The sequence below is a fragment of the Paraburkholderia bannensis NBRC 103871 genome, from assembly GCF_000685015.1.
GTDB lineage: Bacteria > Pseudomonadota > Gammaproteobacteria > Burkholderiales > Burkholderiaceae > Paraburkholderia > Paraburkholderia bannensis.
The window spans coordinates 36,934-53,863 of record NZ_BAYA01000025.1; the positions used below are offsets into that span (position 1 = coordinate 36,934).

Genomic DNA, 16,930 nt, shown 5'->3' on the forward strand with positions numbered 1-16,930 from the left:
GCCCAGCAGAAACGGCCGTGCAACCTCATCGAGGCTGCACGGCCGTCTTTCGTCACGCGTGCGCTTACGGATTCGGGCGCGGCGTCACGATCGGGAACAGCGGATTGAAGCTGTCGGTCAGCGACAGCAGTTCGGTGATCTTGCCGCGATCGCCGTCCACCTTCGCGCGCCCTGCCTGCACTTCCTTATCGAGGTTCGTCTGATGCAGCATGATGTTGTCGAGGCTCGACTTCGGCAGCGACAGCGTCACATCGGCGTTCTGGATCTGCTTGCCTTCGCTGTACACGAGCACCGAATTCTCCAGTCGCACCGCGTACTGCTTGTGAATGTCCGGGAAGACCCAGTTCACTGAAATCTTCTTGCCGTCTGCCTTGTCCCCGTCGATATGCATGGAGAGGAACTCCAGCGCCATTTCAGGCGACATCGCGCGGATCGTGTCGGGGCTCGCGGTCTGCACCGCCGGCACCTTCGGGATGCCATTGCGCAACTCATACGCGCCCATCAGGTAGACGTCGCGCCACGGGCCGGCTTCGGACTGGTAGCCCAATTGCTCCAGGGCGTCGGCTTCCAGGTTTTTCGCTTCCTGATTGTCAGGCTCGGCATAGACGGCCAGGTTCATGACCTGCGCCACCCAGCGATAGTCGCCCTTTGCATAAGCGTCCCGCGCCTTTTTCGTGACCGCTGGCACGCCGCCCATGAACTCCATCGTGCGCTTCGCGGTGTCCACCGGCGGCAGCGGGTGCAGGTCGGCCGGGTTGCCGCTATACCAGCCCATATAGCGCTGATAGACGGCCTTCGCATCGTGCACGACCGTGCCGTAATAGCCGTGGTTGTACCACTCCTTGTCCAGGCTCGGCGGCAGTTTCACCATGTCGCCGATTTCGTCCATCGTGTAGCCCATGTTCAGCAGACGCAGCGACTGGTCATGCACGTACTTGTATGTGTCGCGCTGCTTCGACAGGTAATCGTTGATGCGATCGTTTTCCCACATCGGCCAGTGGTGCGAGGCAAACACCACCTGCACCTGCGGGCCGAACATGTCGATCGTCGTGTCGAGCGCCTGCCACCATTTGTTCGCGTCGCGCACCTGCGCGCCACGCAGCGTATAGAGGTTATGCAGCGTATGCGTGGCGTCTTCCGCCGCGCACAGCGCGTGATACTTCGGGAAATAGAACAGCATTTCCGCGGGCGCTTCGGTGCCAGGCGCCATCTGGAACACGACGTCGAGTCCGTCGATGGTGCGCTTTTCCCCCGTCTTCCTGATGATGTCGGTCGGCGGAATCAACGTGACCGTGCCGTTCGACGTGGTCTTGCCCAGGCCGCCGTCAATCTGCCCCTTGTCGCTGCGCGGCAGCAGCGAGCCATACATGTAGATCGCGCGACGGCTCATGGCGTTGCCGGCAAAGACGTTTTCACTGACCGCTTCTTCCAGGAAGCCCTCCGGCGCGTAGATCTTCACCTTGCCGGATTTGACGTCGGCTTCGTTGACCACGCCCTTCACGCCGCCGTAATGGTCGACGTGACTATGCGTGTAGATGACCGCGACCACCGGCTTTTTCGGCCGATGCTGGTAGTACAGGTCGAGACCGGCCTTCGCCACTTCGGTGGAGATGAGCGGGTCGATCACGATGATGCCGTTATTGGTCTCGACGATCGTCATATCGGACAGGTCGAAGCCGCGAATCTGGTAAATGCCGTCCACGACCTTGAACAGGCCGTTGTTCATGTTCAACTGGGCGTTGCGCCACAGGCTCGGGTTGATCGAAGGCGGCGCGTTCTGGGCCTGCAGGAACTGATAGCCGTCGAGCGTCCAGACGGTCTTGCCGTCGGGCGTCTTGACGTCGATATTCGGCAACGTGGCGATGAAGCCGCGCTTCGCGTCTTCGTAGTCCTGACGATCGCTCATCGGCAGGGTCTTGAGCAAGTCGGCGTTTGCCTGCTGGGTCGCGGGCGTCGCGTCCTTGTTGGTTTCGGCGGCAAGCGTCGCGCCGAAGCTCACTGCAAGCGCCACGAGTGGCAGGAGAAAGCGGGCTTTCATGGGCAACCTCACGTGATGAACTCGGGTGATGAACTCGGGTGTTGAACGTCGTCGTTTGATCCATTTCCCAACCGAATCTCAAGTGCCGCGTGGCTTCGGCTCCTTGTCAGACTCCTTGTCCGGCTCCCCTCGCGGCGGATGCTGGGCGCTTTCCTCCGCGCGGCCACTGGAGGAAACGGTCTGCTCCGGCCCCGGCCCAGCGATCCTCAGGAGACGCCCGGCATTGGCCAGCACGATAAAGGTGCCGATGTTGTGCAGCACGGCGATCCATACAGCGGAAACCAGCCCGAGCGCGGCCACGGCAATCACCGCCGCCGTCCATGTCACGCCGATCATCGCGTTGAGCGCCGCCGTGCGGCGGCAGCGGCGGCCGAGCTTGATGCAGGCGGGAATACGGCGCAGGTCGTCGCCGAGCAGGACAACATCGGCGGCGGCCACCGCGATGTCCACGCCGCGTCCGCCGATCGCGATGCTCGTCGCGCCGGCCTTGATCGCCAGCACGTCGTTGACGCCGTCGCCCACCACCAGCGGATGACGGCCCAGTGCGAGTTGCTGCTTCACGAATTCGAGCTTGTCGTGCGGCAGCGCACCGGCGATCACATGCTCGATGCCGACTTGCGCGGCGACCTCCTGCGCGACGGCCTCGCGATCGCCGGACAGCAGCGTTTGATGCACGACGCCGAGTTCGCGCAGTTCCGCCATGGCTTCGGACGCTTCGGGACGCAGCGCGTCCGCGAACACAAACCAGGCGAGCAGCCGGCCATCGAGCGCGACGCCCGCCACGGAACCTGCGTAGCGCCATTCCGGCAGCGCGAGTTCGTGCACGTATTTGCGCAGCAGCGCATCGCGGCCGAGCACCGCCAGGCCTTCAGGTGTTGGCATCGTCACGCCCAGTCCGCGCCACTCGCGGATCGCGTCGTCGGCCTCGTTCGCGACCGGCGCGTGGCCGCGCTCCCGCGCGTAAGCCAGCAACGCGCGGCTCACCGGATGCGCGCTGCCGCGCGCCAGGCGTGCGGCGAGCGCCAGCGCGCCTGCCGCATCGACGCCCGGCTGGAGCGCCACGTCGACCACGCGCAGTTCGCCGTGCGTGAGCGTGCCGGTCTTGTCGATGATGAGCGAGTCGAGATCGGCCACGCGGTCGAGGAACGCGGCATTGCGCAGCAGCAGTCCGTGGCGCGCGCCCACGGCGATGCCTGCAATGGCTGTGGCCGGCGCTGCGAGCACGAGCGCGCACGGACACGCCGCGACGATGACGGCCAGCATCGCGGAGGCGTTTTGCGAGGCGAACCACACGAGCGCCGCGCCCAGCAGCACCAGCGCGAGGTAGCCGCCCATGTAGCGTTCGAGCGCTTCCGTGATGGGCGGCTTGGCGCGTTCGGCGTGGGCCAGCAACTCGACGATCTTGCCGAGCGTCGAATGCTCGCCGACTTCGGTCACTTCCACGCGCAGCGCGCCTTCGATATTCATCGCGCCGCCGTAGAGCGCATCGCCCGCCGCTACTTCGAGCGGCAACGACTCGCCGGTAATCGGACTGTTGTCGACCGCCGAGCGGCCTCCTCTCACGATGCCATCGGTGGGAATGCGCGCGCCTGGCGCGACTTCCAGCAGGTCGCCGCGCGCGAGTGCTTCGATGGGCACGTCTTCGACGCCGCCATCGGGACGCACACGCAGCGCGCGCGTGGCGGCCAGTTTCGTCAACGCGCGGATCGCTTCCTGCGACCCGAGCACGCTACGCTCTTCGAGCGCGTGCCCGAACGTCATCACGACGGGCAACAGCGCGGCCGTGGCCATGTCGCCCGTCGCCCACGCCGCGAGCATGGCGAGCGCGATGAGCCGGTCGGTCACGCCATGCAGGCTTGGATGCCTGAGGCTGTGCCAGGCGCCCGTGAAGACCGGCCCCGCGACCAGCAGCGACGCCAGACCCGCGAGCACGTCGGCCACCTGCGCGCCCTGAGCCGTGAGATAACGGCAGCCCAGCGAGAGCAGCAGCAGGCCCGCCGCCGCAAGCGCGAGCACGATGCGCCGGGAGATCGCCGCACGCTCTTCGGGCGCCAGCGCGACGCCGGGCAGCGCGTCGAGATCCGGCATTCCTGCTGCGCCGGGATGGTCAGGGTCATGGCCGTGCTCATGACCATGCGTTGCGGCATCGATGCGCGCGAGCGGTTCCACATGGGCATTCATGGCGCCTTCCCTGGCAGCACGAGGCTCGACGTGTCGTAAGGATCGATCGTCGTGACGTGGCCCGCCTTCGAAAGAATCTGCTGGATGCGGTCGCGATACGCGCGCGCCAGCAGCCCCTGGTCGCTGTTCGCGCCGAGCGGCGCTTCGAGCTGCAGGATCGTCTGCGTTTCCGTCTGGGCCCGCGTCACGCGTTCTGTCGCGCTGGCCTGCGCGCTTTGCAGGATCTGGTCGGCGTGCTGCTGGGCGTCCTGGCGCGTGGTTTCCGCAGCAGTGCGCGCGTCGGCGACCGTGCGCTCGGCGCTCTGCAAGGAACTGAGCACCGAGTTGAACGCATCGACCGCCGCGGCGGGCACGCTCGCCTGCACGTCGATGCGCGAAACCTCGATGCCCAGCCCCGCATGCTGCGCTTCCAGTGCATGCAGGCGCCGCTCGATCGCGCCGGCGATGTCGTCGCGCAGTCGCTCGCGGCGCGCGGCCATCTGCGCGTCGGCGGCGAGCAGTTCGGGCCGTGCGACGAGAATGGTGTCGAGATCGCGCGACGCGCCGACCTCCGCAACCGCCGAAGCCGTCAGGCGTTCGATCGCCGGGGCGAGCAGCGTTTGCTGCCTCACGTAGTCGTACGGCGAACTCACGCGGTAATAGAGCCGCGCGCCGAGCTGCACCACCGCATCGTCGCCGGTCAGCACATAGCCGGAACCCGCGAGCGCATCGGACAGCGGCGAGCCGTTGGCGCCCATTGCGGCATCCGGATGAAAGCCCCATGAAGACATGTCGTTGAAGGGCAAGTTCGTATCGGTGGGGGGCGCGTTGGGTGCGGGATCGAGTGCACGGGCGCGCGGGTCGCGATCCAGCGAGGCAATGCGCTGCTCCAGCACGCGTGCCGGGCCGGGCAGCAGCGCCACCGTTTCGAACGGGCGCGGCCATGCGACCAGCAGGCCCGCGCCCTGCACGCGCACGAACTTGCCGAAGCGCATCACGACAGCCTGACTGTCGGGCGGCACGCGCTGCACATTCGAGAACAGCCACGCCAGCGCGGCGAGCACCGTCAACGCGGCGATAAACCAGAACGCCCCGCGCACCGCCTGGATGCCAGGCGCCGTGCGCGAAGGTAACGAAGCGGCCGTGCTCATGGCTGGCGGCGCGCGCTCGCGGCGGCGCGAGCATCATGCGATGCCGTGACGGCTTCGAGTCCCGCCGGCCCTTGCACGAGCACCCGGAACGGCGCGGCGTCCGTACGCACGATCAGGTTGGTATTGCCGTTCACGACAGTCGAAAGCGTGTCGAGCGAGCGCAGCATCGTATAAAGCTGCGGATTGCCCGCATAGCTCTTGCCGTAGATGGCGGCGGCATCGCGACGCGACTGGGCTTCGATGCCGGCGGCCTGCGCGTTGGCGTCGGCCACGGCCACACGTGCGTCGCGGTCGGCATCGGAGCGCACCTGGGCCGCTTCGAGCTTGCCCTGCGCGGTGCGTTGCGCCGCGACCGTCTCGCGTTCGGCGCGCATGCGCTCGACGGTGGCGGACAGCGTCGCGGCGGGCAGCGTCAGGCGTTCCAGCCCGACCTGAACCGCATGCACGCCATAGGTCGCGTAAAGCTGCGAGTCGATCTGGCGGCGCAGTTCGTCCTCGTACAGTTCGAGTTTCACGTCGCTCGCGTTGGTATTGACGAGCGTCGAAAGATCGAAGCCCGAGGTAATGGTTTGCAGCGCCGAGCCGAGCAGCGAGCGGATCTGGCGCGCCGCCTCGTCGGGTTCGTTGCGCACGGCGCGCACGAAATGGCCAACATCGGCGCTGTTATCGGGCACGCGCCACGCTACGTAGGCCTGCACCAGAATGCGCAGGCCGTCGCGCGTGCCGACGTCCTGCAGTCCGCTCGACGTCGTGTGCAGGCGCAGGTCGACCGGCACGGCGGTTTCGATCGGCGCGGGCAGCCGCCACGCCAGGCCCGGCTCAAGCTCGACGCGCACCGGTTCGCCAAAGCGCGTGACGACGGCGGCTTCCCCTTCATGAACCTGCACCACGCTCGCAGTCGCCACGGCAACCAGGATGCACAGCAGCGCCAGCGCCACGCGCCACCCAAAGCCCCATCCGCCGCCTGGTTGGGCTTCGCGAGACTCGCCGTGATGGTGATGCCCGTGTCCCGCATGACCCGCATGTCCCGCGTGGCCGTGATGAATGTGAAGATGTGAACCGCTCAAGGTCTGCTCCTCAGGCTCGGTACAGTCGCTCAAAACAGCTTCTTGGCCCCGGCGGCATCGCCCGTATTGAACGAGCGCAGGTCGATCGTCGCGCGCCTGTCGCCCACGAGGCGATCGTCGATCACCGTCAGGTTGGCGTTCTGCAACCCCTGCTGCAGATTGCGCAGGTAGTACTCGAAGGCGAATGCGGGGCCGCCCGCCTGCTGGGCCGCGATATCTGCGCTGAAGGTGGTCTGCTGCATGTGGGCCGCAGAAAGTGTTTCTGCAGCGCTTGCATTGGCTTCGGCGACGCTTGCCTGTGCCTGTTCGTGCGCGGTGCCCACGAGCGTGGCGGCCAGGCCGCGGGCTTCGGCGACGCTCGCCGCCGTGCGGATCTGCGCGGCCTGCACGCCATGCCACGCCGCCGAGGCGCCCGCCGGGGGATGCACGCTCTCGATCACCACCGCCGTCACTTCGATGCCGCTGCCGAGCCGGTCGAGCTGCTGTTGCGTCGCCTGGCGGATCGCATCGGCAATCACGGTCTGGCGCGCTTCGACGAGCGCGTCGAGCGTGTGCGAAGCCAGGTAGCGCACGATCTCGCGATTGGCGATCGCGCGCGTGACGTCGGCGATATTCGCCGCGCGATAGAGCGCGGCACGCGCGTCGGCGTCACTCGCCCCGATGCGGTAATCCAGTCGCACATCGGCGCTGACGATTTCGAAATTCTGCTGCTGCGCATTCGCGCCCGCGATCACCTGGCTGGTTTCCCAGGGATGCGCCACGTCCCAAAGCCGGTCGAGTTGTTCGGGCGCGCGCGCGTCGGCGGCAATCAGCGGTGCGGCGATGCTTGCGCCATTGGCAACATCGGCAGCATCGGCGATATCCGACACCACGATTTGATGAACCGCGCCGTTGTCGATGACGCGCGCGAGTCCGAAGGGCCAGGGCAGCCCAATGTGCAGACCCGGCTGCCACACGGCGCGCGGCGCGCCGAAGCGCTCGTAGACGGCGCGCTGCTCCGGTTGCAGGATCGTGATGCCGCTCAGCAACCATCCCGCCGCCACGAGCGCGACACCCGCGGCGGGCAACATGCGCAGCGTGCTATGCACGACCCAGCTTTGCCGCAGGTCGATACCGAAGCGGCTGCGCAGCGATTCGCCCAGTTCGGCGGGCGACGCTGGCGGGCGCACGAGCCAGTGCACGACGGTGCTGTCCACCAGCGCGAGTGGCGACGCTGACGCACGCGGCGGCGTGAACCAGGCCAGTGTGGCGCGCAAGGCGTATTCACCGGCAACAAGCGCGGGCAGCAACGCTATCGCCATCGCCAGCCAGCGGCTATCGACACCGCGCCACAAGTAAAGCCCGGCGCAAGCCGCACAAGCCAGCGCGACGACGAGCGCAATGCGCAATGCCCCGGCGAGAACGGTATCGGCGTGCTGTACCGGCACCCGCGCCACGATCACGCGCTCGATCACCAGCGTGACGAACGCCATCGCGAGCACGGCGCCGCACGCCAGCGCCATGATGTTGCGCACATGGGGCCCCGCCGCCGCTGCGTGACGGTCGAAGACGAACACGGTCGCCGCGCAAAGCATCAACGACACGAGCGCGCCCGCCAGCACACACCAGGGCCACCAGCGAACGGCGCGCAACCCGCCCCATGTCCACCCCGCTATCGCGCGCCACGTTGCACGCTTGAGCAGGTTCCAGTTCGCCGGACGTGCACCGCGCGAGGTTCGTTTGCGCGCTGCATCCGCTGCGGCCATCAAGTTGCGTTCGCAACCAATCGCCACGAGCATCACGTTCAGCCACATCGCGGCGAGCGGCGCGAGCCATCGCAACCCGGCCCAGCTCGAACGCAGACACACGATGAACGCAAGCACGCCGACCAGCAGCAGGCACGCGAGCGCGATCAACCGATAAGGTTGCGCGTTTCTCGCAGATGTACCGTCACGGAAATATGCATTGCCCATTTCGCCAATGTCTTATTCTGCGTAGCCATTGCGAACGAGTATCGTCGGACGTGTTTCATGTCGCCATAGGGATTTCGGGCAAAGCGAATTGCCCTTTCGGGCAATTCAAACCGGCGCGCATTTATTTGGACTGCGAAAACCACTTCCCGTAAATCTGTTCGTAGGTGCCGTCCTCGTACATCGCGAGCAAGGTTTCGTTGATGGACTTGCGCAGCGGGCTGCCGTTGGCGACGGCGATACCGTATTTTTCTGGCCGGAATACCGGCCCCACGACGGTGAGCGCGCCATTGCCGCGCCGCGCCGCCCAGTATTGCAAGGTCGGTGCGTCGTAGACGATGGCCTGGACGTCGCCCTCCATCAGCATACGAAAGCCGTCGTCCGCATTGGTCACGTCCACGAAAGACAGGCCGCGCTGCGTCAGGTATTGCGCCGCAATCGTGCCGGGCACGGTGCCGATCTTCTTTCCGGGCAAGTCGTCTGGCCCGCGTATGTTCGACTGCAAACGCGCCACCGTCTGCGACGACGTGACCGTAGCGGTGAGTTGCGCAATCAGCACCACGCCAATCAGCCACATCGCCGGCACCAGAATGCGCTTGAAAATGCCGGGCGTTTCACGTTCGCCATGCTCGCCCGTGGCGATGATCAACATGGTCACCCAGATGCCCTCGCCGATCGAACGCCAGTACGGCTTCTGGAAATTGGCGTCGCGCTTGCGCTCCATCAGCCACACGAGGTTGGCGAGAACAAATACGATGCCAACCGTGATCGCCACGAGCTGCGCAATTGCCAGCCACGGCACGGATTGGAGCAGCGCCATGACGGAATTGTCGTTCTGCGCCCGCACGATGATTTGCAGGCCGGAGTCGAAATAAGGCAGCGAGAAGTCGACGCTCTTTTCGCGCGTCGGCGTCATGGTGATGGCCGCGATTGCGACATCCGCGTCGCCGCGCTGGACAGACGCCAGGAGTTCAGGTTGCGTGCCAACCGGCCGCCAGGCGAAATCGACATGCAGGCGGCGTGCGATTTCATTCCAGATATCGATGCTGAAACCTTCTGGCGTCGCGGTCTGCGGAATCACAAAAGGCGCGACGGGCGCGATCGCGACACGCAGTGGACTTTGCGCGCCGGTCTGCGCGGCCGCTATTGTGGTCGCCGGGTCGCTCGCCCCGGACGGCGCCGCCGTCTGGGCCTCTGCGGCCGGCATCGCTTTCATCGACAGGACGATCAGGGTCGCCCACATCGCTTGCCGCAAACCTGGCTTGCGCATCGCCTTTCTCCCGAATCTGCTGCGAACCGGTGGAGCGCACGGGTCGCCGATCACGTTGCGCGCCGCGCCTCGCGCGATCTAGAAGCTCAGCGCAAGGCCGAGCGATGCGCCAGTGATGTCCTTGCCAAAAGCATAGCGTGCGACGATGCGCAAGCGCGAGAACAGCCTGGTGATCGCACCGGTATCGATTTCGATGCCAGCGCCCAGCGAGGTCAACTGGTTGAAGCCGAGAATGTCCGCCTGGCTGCCCAGATAGGTCGAATGCGAGAGTTCGAGCACGTAACGCAGCGGCCGGTGGAACGCGAGCAAGCCGGTCGGCGCACGCCAGCGTGCATAGAGATTCGTCGACTCCGCGTTGGCCGATCCCCGCACCGCGCTGGAAGAGCCGAAGCTCTGGAGGTAAATATCCGTGTAGCGCAGTTCGAGATCGAATTCATAGGGTTCCTGACGAGGATACCAGCCGATCATCAGCGAACCACCCAGCCCGTAAGCACTCATCGAGCCGTCGCGAATGAAGTCGATATTGCTGTCGGTTTTACGGTTGATGAGGAACTGCGCGGCGCTCGCGTCGCTCAGGACTTCGCCGAGCGAAAAATTGAAGATCGGCCGGATCACCAGATCCTTCTTTTCGTTGAGCGGAAAATCCCAGCCGATCCCCCCTGTTGCCGCCACGTTCGTCCAACGGGTCGGCAGCGCGCGCTGCTCCTGTCCGTCCGAGACGACGAAGGTCGGATCGTAGCGTGATCCGCCGATCGCGCCTTCCAGATAAAGCGGAAAGCTCGGGCTCAGGGTGAAGCCGCCGCCCACCTGGGTCATATTCAACGATGGATCGCCGGTCGCGCCATTACGGATCCCGAGCGAACTCGCGGAAAGATCCGGCGTCACCGTAAAGGAGAGCAGCGCCAGCACGCCGTTTGCACGTTTCTGAACATCGGGCCCAGTCCACGCAGGCGTACTTTGCGCCAGCGCTGCACACGTCACGAAGCCCTGCGCCAGCGCCACCAGCAACGCGCCGACGAACAACCGCGCGTTTTTGCCAGAGCGCCTTCGAAAGATATCGTCGGACAGCTTTTGCATGCTCATCCTTGGGCCGGGAGCCACGCCGTGGCCCTATCCAACGGGGTAATCTAACAACCGCGGATAAAGATTTAAAGGCCATTGCCCCGAATTGCCCCAAAGGGCAATCGAATTGCCCCAACTCCCTATCGATTGCGCACGCGCCCTGGATGACACTCTCGGAACATACAGCGGAGCACACCATGGCAGAAATCGAAACGCTGGCCCGGCGGCGGGAGATCGGACGCGCAGCACGCGAGCGTGCACGGCGCTCGCAGCATGCTGAAATCGGCGACACGGATCGCGACCCCGTCGACCTGCTCAAGCAAAATAGCGCCGGCCGTGTCAGCGCGCTCGTCCCGCTTCGATATGGCCGCATGGGCGTCTCGCCATTCACGTTCTATCGCGGCAGCGCCATCATTCAGGCGCACGATCTGGGCGCAACGGTGAATACCGGCATCGCGTTCCCCATTTGCGGCGACGCGCACCTTTCCAACTTTGGCGGCTTTGCCACCCCTGAGCGGCAACTGATTTTCGATCTCAACGATTTCGACGAAGTCGCGCCCGGGCCGTGGGAATGGGACGTCAAGCGCCTCGCGGCCAGTTTCGCGATTGCGGGGCAGCATATGGGCGTGAGCAACGGGCCGATCGCTGACTTCGTGGCGACCGTCGCGCATGAATACCGCGACCGCATGCACGCGTACGCCGAGTGCAGCACGCTCGAACTCTGGCACGACATCGTCACATTCGAGCGCATGATCGATACGGCTGCCACCGACGAAGGCCGCCGCCTGCTGCTCAAGACCAGGGAGAAAGCCACCACGCGCACCAATGAAAGCATGCTGTCCAAAATGGCCGTCCAGAAGAACGGCCGCTGGTTGTTGCAGGATGCGCCCCCCGCCCTGTTCCATCCGGGCGGCCCCAACACGTTGCTCGGCAAGGAAGAAGCGTGGACAGATACCAAAGCCTGGGAGGGCAAGCTGGCCGCGGCATTCGACGAATATCTCCGCACGCTTCCCGCCGACCGCCAGGCGCTGATCGGACAATTTCAGCTTCAGGACGTCGCATTCAAGGTCGTTGGCGTGGGTAGCGTCGGGACGTTTTGCCTCGTGATGCTGTTCGTGGACGGACATGGCGCGCCGCTGTTCCTGCAGGTCAAGGAGGCGCGCGAGTCCGTGATTGCACGTTACTTCCGCTCCGAGCCGATTGCGCATCAGGGACAGCGCGTGGTGTCCGGGCAGCGTCTGCTGCAAGCCGCAAGCGACGCGTTCCTTGGCTGGACGACCGGGCCCGCAGGCCGCGAATTCTATTTCCGGCAATTGCGGGACATGAAGGTATCGGCGGAAGTCGAGCGAATGAGCAACACGCTCCTGCAGGGCTACGCGCGCATCTGTGGCTGGGCCCTGGCTCGCGCGCACGCGAAAGCGGGCGGCAAGGCGGTCGAGATTGCAGCGTATCTGGGCAACGGCGAGCGCTTTTCCGACGCGCTGACCGACTATGCTTTTGCCTATGCCGTGCAAAACAATAAGGATTACGACGTTTTCATGCGTGCCTGCCGGTCTGGAAAACTGGAAGCGCGCAGCGACGAAGACATGGCCGCGGATTTCCGCGTCTGACCGGCAGCCGCCACGCACCTTCTCCAGACGCCAGCGCGGTCGTGAACCATCGATCACGACCGCGCGTGGCCGCAACCCCGCGTTGTGCGCCTTGACGCGCCACACGCATCCGACGCACTACAGTGCGTCGCGCACAGCGTCGAGCAAGTCCCGCCCAAGAAACGGTTTCGCCAGCAACACGCGTCCGCCTGCGTCCATAACCGCCTGGCGGGCGGCCGCCCCATCAAAAGCCGTCACGAATATCGCCGGTGGACGCGTTTGAGGGAGCCCCTCGTAGAATGCGAGCCCGGAAGCGCCCGGCAACTGGACATCGACGATCAGGCAACGCGCGGAAGACGCCCACATGACGGCCCCGGGATCTTCAGCACTATTAAACGCATGGGTGTCGAATCCGGACAGACGCAAGAGGCGCTCGACCGCGCGTCGCAATCCCGCGTCGTCTTCGACAATCACGATCAACTCGCCGTTTCCATCCATCATCCGCCCAGCGTTCGTTAGCTCAGCGTTATGCGACTCTCGCCCATCCACTGACGCCGTGGGATTACGCCCTGTCGCCACAGGACATTTGCGTACCACACGTCGCCGGCGCTCGCATGCGCGAGCGGCGTGGCGGCACCTTACGATTCGGTATGCGTGCAGTCTTGCCTGAAAGCGGTAATACATCCATAGGGACTCGGGGCAATCGCATTTCCCTTTTGGGCAAAATCGGGCAATTGCCTTTTCTTTCGGTGCACTGGCCACTACATTACGCACTGCAACTGCGTTGTGCACTCACGCAAATTCATTCGAAAATGAACGTGCATTTTCATCCCCCTCGCTCGCGCACCGGGAGAATACGATGAAGAGAAGGGCTTTATGCATTGCGATCCTCACAGCGACGCTCGCTGCGCCCCACCTTTACGCGCAGACCGCAGCGCCCGCCTCCGCGCCCCAGGCCGCAAGTGCGGCACAAGCCGTCGACCCTGCGGCTGTCGACGCGTTGAAAAAAATGGGCACGTATCTGCAGTCGCTCAAGCGCTTTAGCGTATCGACCGAATTGACCGGCGAGCGCGTACTCGAAGACGGTCAGAAACTCCAGCATTCCGCGAGCGCCGATCTCGACGTCGACCGGCCCAATCGGATTCGTGCGGTCATGACGAGCGCGCGCAGCGATCGCGAGATTGTCTACGACGGCAAGTCGGTCACGCTCTATACGCCCGCCCAGCGCTACTACTCGACGGTGGCGTTCGACGGCACGGTCGGCGCGTTGATCGATCGGCTGCATGAGCACTATGGCGTGGAGTTTCCGCTCGCAGACCTGTTCGTGTGGGGCACTCCTGCGGCCCCAACGGATCAGTTCGAATCCGCGATGTTCGCTGGCGAGGACTACGTCGAAAACGATCTCTGCGATCACTACGCGTTCCGCCAGAAGGATCTCGACTGGCAAATCTGGATCACGGCAGGCGCCCATCCGTTGCCGCGCAAACTGGTGATTACGCGCCGCGACGATGACGCGCGCCCACAATCGGTTTCCATCATCAACTGGACGACCCGCCCCGATTTCAAGGATGCGATTTTCACGTTCAAACCTCCGTCAGGGGCGAAGAAAATCGAGTTCGTCCCAGTCGCAACGAACGCAACGAACAAGGGGTAGGCCCATGAAAATCCATTTTCAGCGCCCGCGCGCCCTCCTGCTCCCTGTCGTCCTGATGGTCGGTCTCGCCGTTGCGCATGTGCCTCTCGCAGAAGCGGTGGGCGGACGCGGCGGCGGCGGCCATGCAGCGCGGGAACGCCCCGCAGGCGGCGGCGCTCGCCAGGTCAACAGCGCACGCGCCGACGATCGCACGCGCAACGTGCGCAATACGAGCGTGAACAACGTTAACCGCAACGTCAATGTCAACCGCAACGTCAATGTGGATGTGCACAACGACTATCACCACGGCGGCTGGGACGACGACTACCATCCGGTCGCAACGGCGGCCGCGGTGACGGCGGCGGTTGGCGTGACGTCCGCAGTCGTGGGTTCAATCGTGCGCTCCGTGCCGCCCAACTGTGCACCGGTCAACTACCGGGGCATGATCTACCAGCAATGCGGCAGCACCTGGTACCAGCCACAAGGTTCGCAGTACGTAGTGGTCAACGCACCGTACTGACCTGGGACAGGAGGGCACCATGAGCGCGGTCGTGGAAAAGATCAAGGAGGAGTTCCTCAAGGTGCTCCCGCCTACGATCTTCTTTTTTGTCATCCTTCACATCGTCGCGCTGATCCGCGCGCTCATGGTCAGGGAAAGCGGCATCTCGCCGGAGACCACGGCGTCGGTGCTGATTTCATCGCTGATTCTCGGCAAGTCGGTGCTGCTTGCCGACATGCTGCCCTTCATCAACCGCTTCCCTGATAAGCCACTGGTCTGGAACGTAAGCTGGAAGACGCTGATGTATGCAATTGTCGCGCTCGTCATCCACTATCTTGAGCGGCTCTATGACTTCTGGAAAGAGACCGGCGGCTTCGCTGCCGCGAACCAGGAACTAAGACGCTCAAGCGGATGTTCTTCGGCCCGCTTCCGCCGCGGCAGGGTTGAACGCTGCGCGCTGGCAAGCGCATGCAGTGCAATCAGTGCAGTCGATGCAATCAGTGCAATCAGCGCGTTGCACGCGGCAACCACACAACAAACGACGTCGCGCCCCCGTCCCGCGACGCGACGCTCACCTTGCCGCGATGCGCCTCCACGATCGATCGCACGATCGAAAGCCCCAGCCCCATTCCATGCTCCTTGGTCGTGTAGAACGGTTCGAACAGGCGCTGCGCGAGCGCCGCATCGACTCCTGCCCCGCGATCCGTGACGCTGAACTCGACGCCGTGCTCCAGCAGCGCCGATTCGAGCGTGAGCAACCGACGCCCCGGCTCGGTGTCGTGCATGGCGTCCATCGCGTTGATGGCAAGATTGAGCACGACCTGTTGCAGTTGCACGCGGTCGCCCAGCACCTCGACGTGGTTGGCAGCCAGGCGCGTGTCGACCATGATGTTGCGGCGCCTCGCCTCGGGTTCGACGAGTGTGAGGGCGCATCGCAAGGTTTCATCAAGAGGCAGCACACAGAAGGTCACTCCCTGTTTCTGCAGCAAGGCGCGCAGGCGCTGCACCACTTCGTTGGCCCTGAGCGCGTCACGTTTGACATCGGCCAGGATCTCCTGGAGTTCGGCGTGATCGACACGCGAGGCCTTCACCAACAGTTCCGCGGCGTCTGCATTACTCAGGATCGCGCCGAGTGGTTGCCCGACTTCGTGCGCGATCGATGCACTCAATTCCCCGACCGTCGCGAAGCGCGCGGCCCGCGCCAGTTCGCTGCGGCGCGCGACGGCTTCGGCTTGCGCGCGCCGCCGGGTGCGGCGCTGCGCGAGCAACGCGAGGATAGTGGCGCCCTGGGCAATCAGCACGCCCAGCATCACCAGCATCGCGATGCGATATTCCCGGAACAGCGAGTGCGGGAGATTGAGCAACAGGCAATCGGGCGGCAGCGCGGCGACGGCGAGGCCGTAGCGCTCGATCTGCGCCACGTTCGCCGTGCAGCGCGCGGGCTGCACCGACTGCACGGGTTGCACGGGCTGCACGGGTTGCACGGGTTGCACGGGTTGCACGGGCTGCATCGACGATGCGGCTTGCACACCGATGCTCCACAGGACGAACACGCCCGCGCGTAGCCAGGCACCGACGAGATGCCCGCTTGTCTTCGCCCTGACCATCACGATGAAGCTCCGCCCGGACAATACGCACAGCCAGTCTCACGACCGTACATAAACACGCCCTGTCGTTCGAAGAATGCTCAGCAGGTGGATGCGGCTTGCCGGGCCTGTCACGATACCGCGCGAGCCGGCGCCCTTTTACCGAGCGTTATGCAGCGCAAGCGTGCGTCTGCGCGTAACGCACCAGATCGGCAAGCGAGCCCGCGCCGAACTTTCGCATCAGGCCCGCGCGGCAGCTTTTGATCGTCCGCTCGGACAGTCCGAGGTCGGCTGCGATCTGCTTGTTGCGCCGCCCTGCAACAATGCCGCGCAGCACGCTTTTTTCACGCTCGCCAAGGTCATACGAGATCACATCGTTGGTCGACTCCGGTGTCACGGTCGTGTGACTGGAGTCACTGGCCGCAGCTCCGCCGAAGCCCGTTGCCAGCGCGCCCAGCAAGGCGTCGCGTTCAATAGGCTTGACGAGGAAATCCACCGCACCGGCCTTCATGGCCTGCACGGTTTGCGGTATGTCGCCGTATGCGCTCATGAATACGATAGGGAGTGCGCGCTGCTGGCGCGACAGCACCTGTTGAAGCTCAAGTCCGCTCGGGCCGCCCAGCACCAGGTCGAGCAGCAGGCAGCCCGTCCAGTCGTGCGGGTCGCTCACGAGGAAGTCGCCCACCGATGCGTATTCCTTCACCGCATAGCCGGAGTGATTGAGCACTCTACCCAGTGCCTTTCTCATGGAAGCGTCGTCATCGACCACATGAACCAGCTTGTTTGCAGATTCGCTCACGGTTTGCTCCATTGTTGCAATAACCGAAACCGGACAGAGGTCTGCAGCCCATTTGCATGCGCACGTTATTTTTTTCCTCGCGCCCCTCCCTGAGCTCTCGGAACTGTGCAGATGGAAAGCTTTATAG

Annotated in this window: 13 protein-coding genes and 1 pseudogene; 4 read left to right on the forward strand and 10 right to left on the reverse strand. The window is 64.6% G+C overall.

Translation table 11 applies throughout. From position 1 onward, the window contains the following. Positions 1-64: 64 nt before the first annotated feature. From BBA01S_RS28840 to BBA01S_RS28870, 7 genes are all read right to left on the reverse strand, one after another. Complete coding sequence (locus tag BBA01S_RS28840) at positions 65-2,038, reverse strand: alkyl/aryl-sulfatase (RefSeq protein ID WP_027819487.1); 1,974 nt, start codon at positions 2,036-2,038, stop codon at positions 65-67. A 78-nt stretch (positions 2,039-2,116) separates the two neighbouring features. Then, positions 2,117-4,219 (reverse strand): heavy metal translocating P-type ATPase, encoded by a 2,103-nt coding sequence (locus BBA01S_RS43185; protein ID WP_063750573.1) that lies wholly within the window; start codon positions 4,217-4,219, stop codon positions 2,117-2,119. Beyond that, positions 4,216-5,349 carry an SPFH domain-containing protein gene (locus BBA01S_RS28850; protein WP_027819488.1) on the reverse strand — a complete coding sequence of 378 codons (1,134 nt, stop codon included), beginning with the start codon at positions 5,347-5,349 and terminating at the stop codon, positions 4,216-4,218. The genes BBA01S_RS43185 and BBA01S_RS28850 overlap by 4 nt, the downstream gene beginning before the upstream one ends. Then, complete coding sequence (gene hflC / locus BBA01S_RS43190; protein WP_084162604.1) at positions 5,346-6,416, reverse strand: protease modulator HflC; 1,071 nt, start codon at positions 6,414-6,416, stop codon at positions 5,346-5,348. The genes BBA01S_RS28850 and hflC overlap by 4 nt, the downstream gene beginning before the upstream one ends. 29 nt (positions 6,417-6,445) lie before the next feature. Next, a complete protein-coding gene (gene hflK, locus BBA01S_RS43195) occupies positions 6,446-8,368 on the reverse strand; it encodes a protease modulator HflK (protein WP_084162605.1) in 1,923 nt (640 codons plus the stop codon). 121 nt (positions 8,369-8,489) lie between these two features. Then, positions 8,490-9,635 (reverse strand): transporter substrate-binding domain-containing protein, encoded by a 1,146-nt coding sequence (locus BBA01S_RS43200; protein ID WP_084162606.1) that lies wholly within the window; start codon positions 9,633-9,635, stop codon positions 8,490-8,492. 78 nt (positions 9,636-9,713) lie between these two features. Further along, positions 9,714-10,712 carry a hypothetical protein gene (locus BBA01S_RS28870; protein WP_245641621.1) on the reverse strand — a complete coding sequence of 333 codons (999 nt, stop codon included), beginning with the start codon at positions 10,710-10,712 and terminating at the stop codon, positions 9,714-9,716. A 182-nt stretch (positions 10,713-10,894) separates the two neighbouring features. On the opposite strand from BBA01S_RS28870, the gene BBA01S_RS28875 reads away from it, so the two are divergent. Beyond that, the gene (locus BBA01S_RS28875; RefSeq protein WP_027819490.1) at positions 10,895-12,307 is read left to right on the forward strand and encodes a DUF2252 domain-containing protein; all 1,413 of its coding nucleotides are present in this window, start codon (positions 10,895-10,897) and stop codon (positions 12,305-12,307) included. Between the two features lie 117 nt (positions 12,308-12,424). On the opposite strand, the gene BBA01S_RS43205 is transcribed toward BBA01S_RS28875, so the two are convergent. Then, positions 12,425-12,787, reverse strand: coding sequence for a response regulator (locus tag BBA01S_RS43205; protein ID WP_052391934.1), 363 nt, complete (start codon positions 12,785-12,787; stop codon positions 12,425-12,427). A 358-nt stretch (positions 12,788-13,145) separates the two neighbouring features. On the opposite strand from BBA01S_RS43205, the gene BBA01S_RS28885 reads away from it, so the two are divergent. The 3 genes and pseudogenes from BBA01S_RS28885 to BBA01S_RS48200 all read left to right on the forward strand — a co-directional run. Next, positions 13,146-13,940 carry a DUF2092 domain-containing protein gene (locus tag BBA01S_RS28885; protein WP_027819491.1) on the forward strand — a complete coding sequence of 265 codons (795 nt, stop codon included), beginning with the start codon at positions 13,146-13,148 and terminating at the stop codon, positions 13,938-13,940. A gap of 4 nt (positions 13,941-13,944) precedes the next feature. Further along, positions 13,945-14,439 carry a hypothetical protein gene (locus BBA01S_RS28890; RefSeq protein ID WP_027819492.1) on the forward strand — a complete coding sequence of 165 codons (495 nt, stop codon included), beginning with the start codon at positions 13,945-13,947 and terminating at the stop codon, positions 14,437-14,439. Positions 14,440-14,458: 19 nt separating this feature from the next. Continuing rightward, positions 14,459-14,815: pseudogene (locus BBA01S_RS48200) on the forward strand (hypothetical protein); the annotation flags it as partial. A gap of 109 nt (positions 14,816-14,924) precedes the next feature. Here BBA01S_RS48200 and BBA01S_RS43210 read toward each other — a convergent pair. Next, on the reverse strand, positions 14,925-16,025 hold the full coding sequence (locus BBA01S_RS43210; RefSeq protein WP_052391935.1) for a sensor histidine kinase: 1,101 nt from the start codon (positions 16,023-16,025) through the stop codon (positions 14,925-14,927). Positions 16,026-16,173: 148 nt separating this feature from the next. Then, positions 16,174-16,803, reverse strand: a complete 630-nt coding sequence (locus BBA01S_RS28905; protein ID WP_156966119.1) for a response regulator transcription factor — start codon at positions 16,801-16,803, stop codon at positions 16,174-16,176. Positions 16,804-16,930 lie beyond the last annotated feature (127 nt).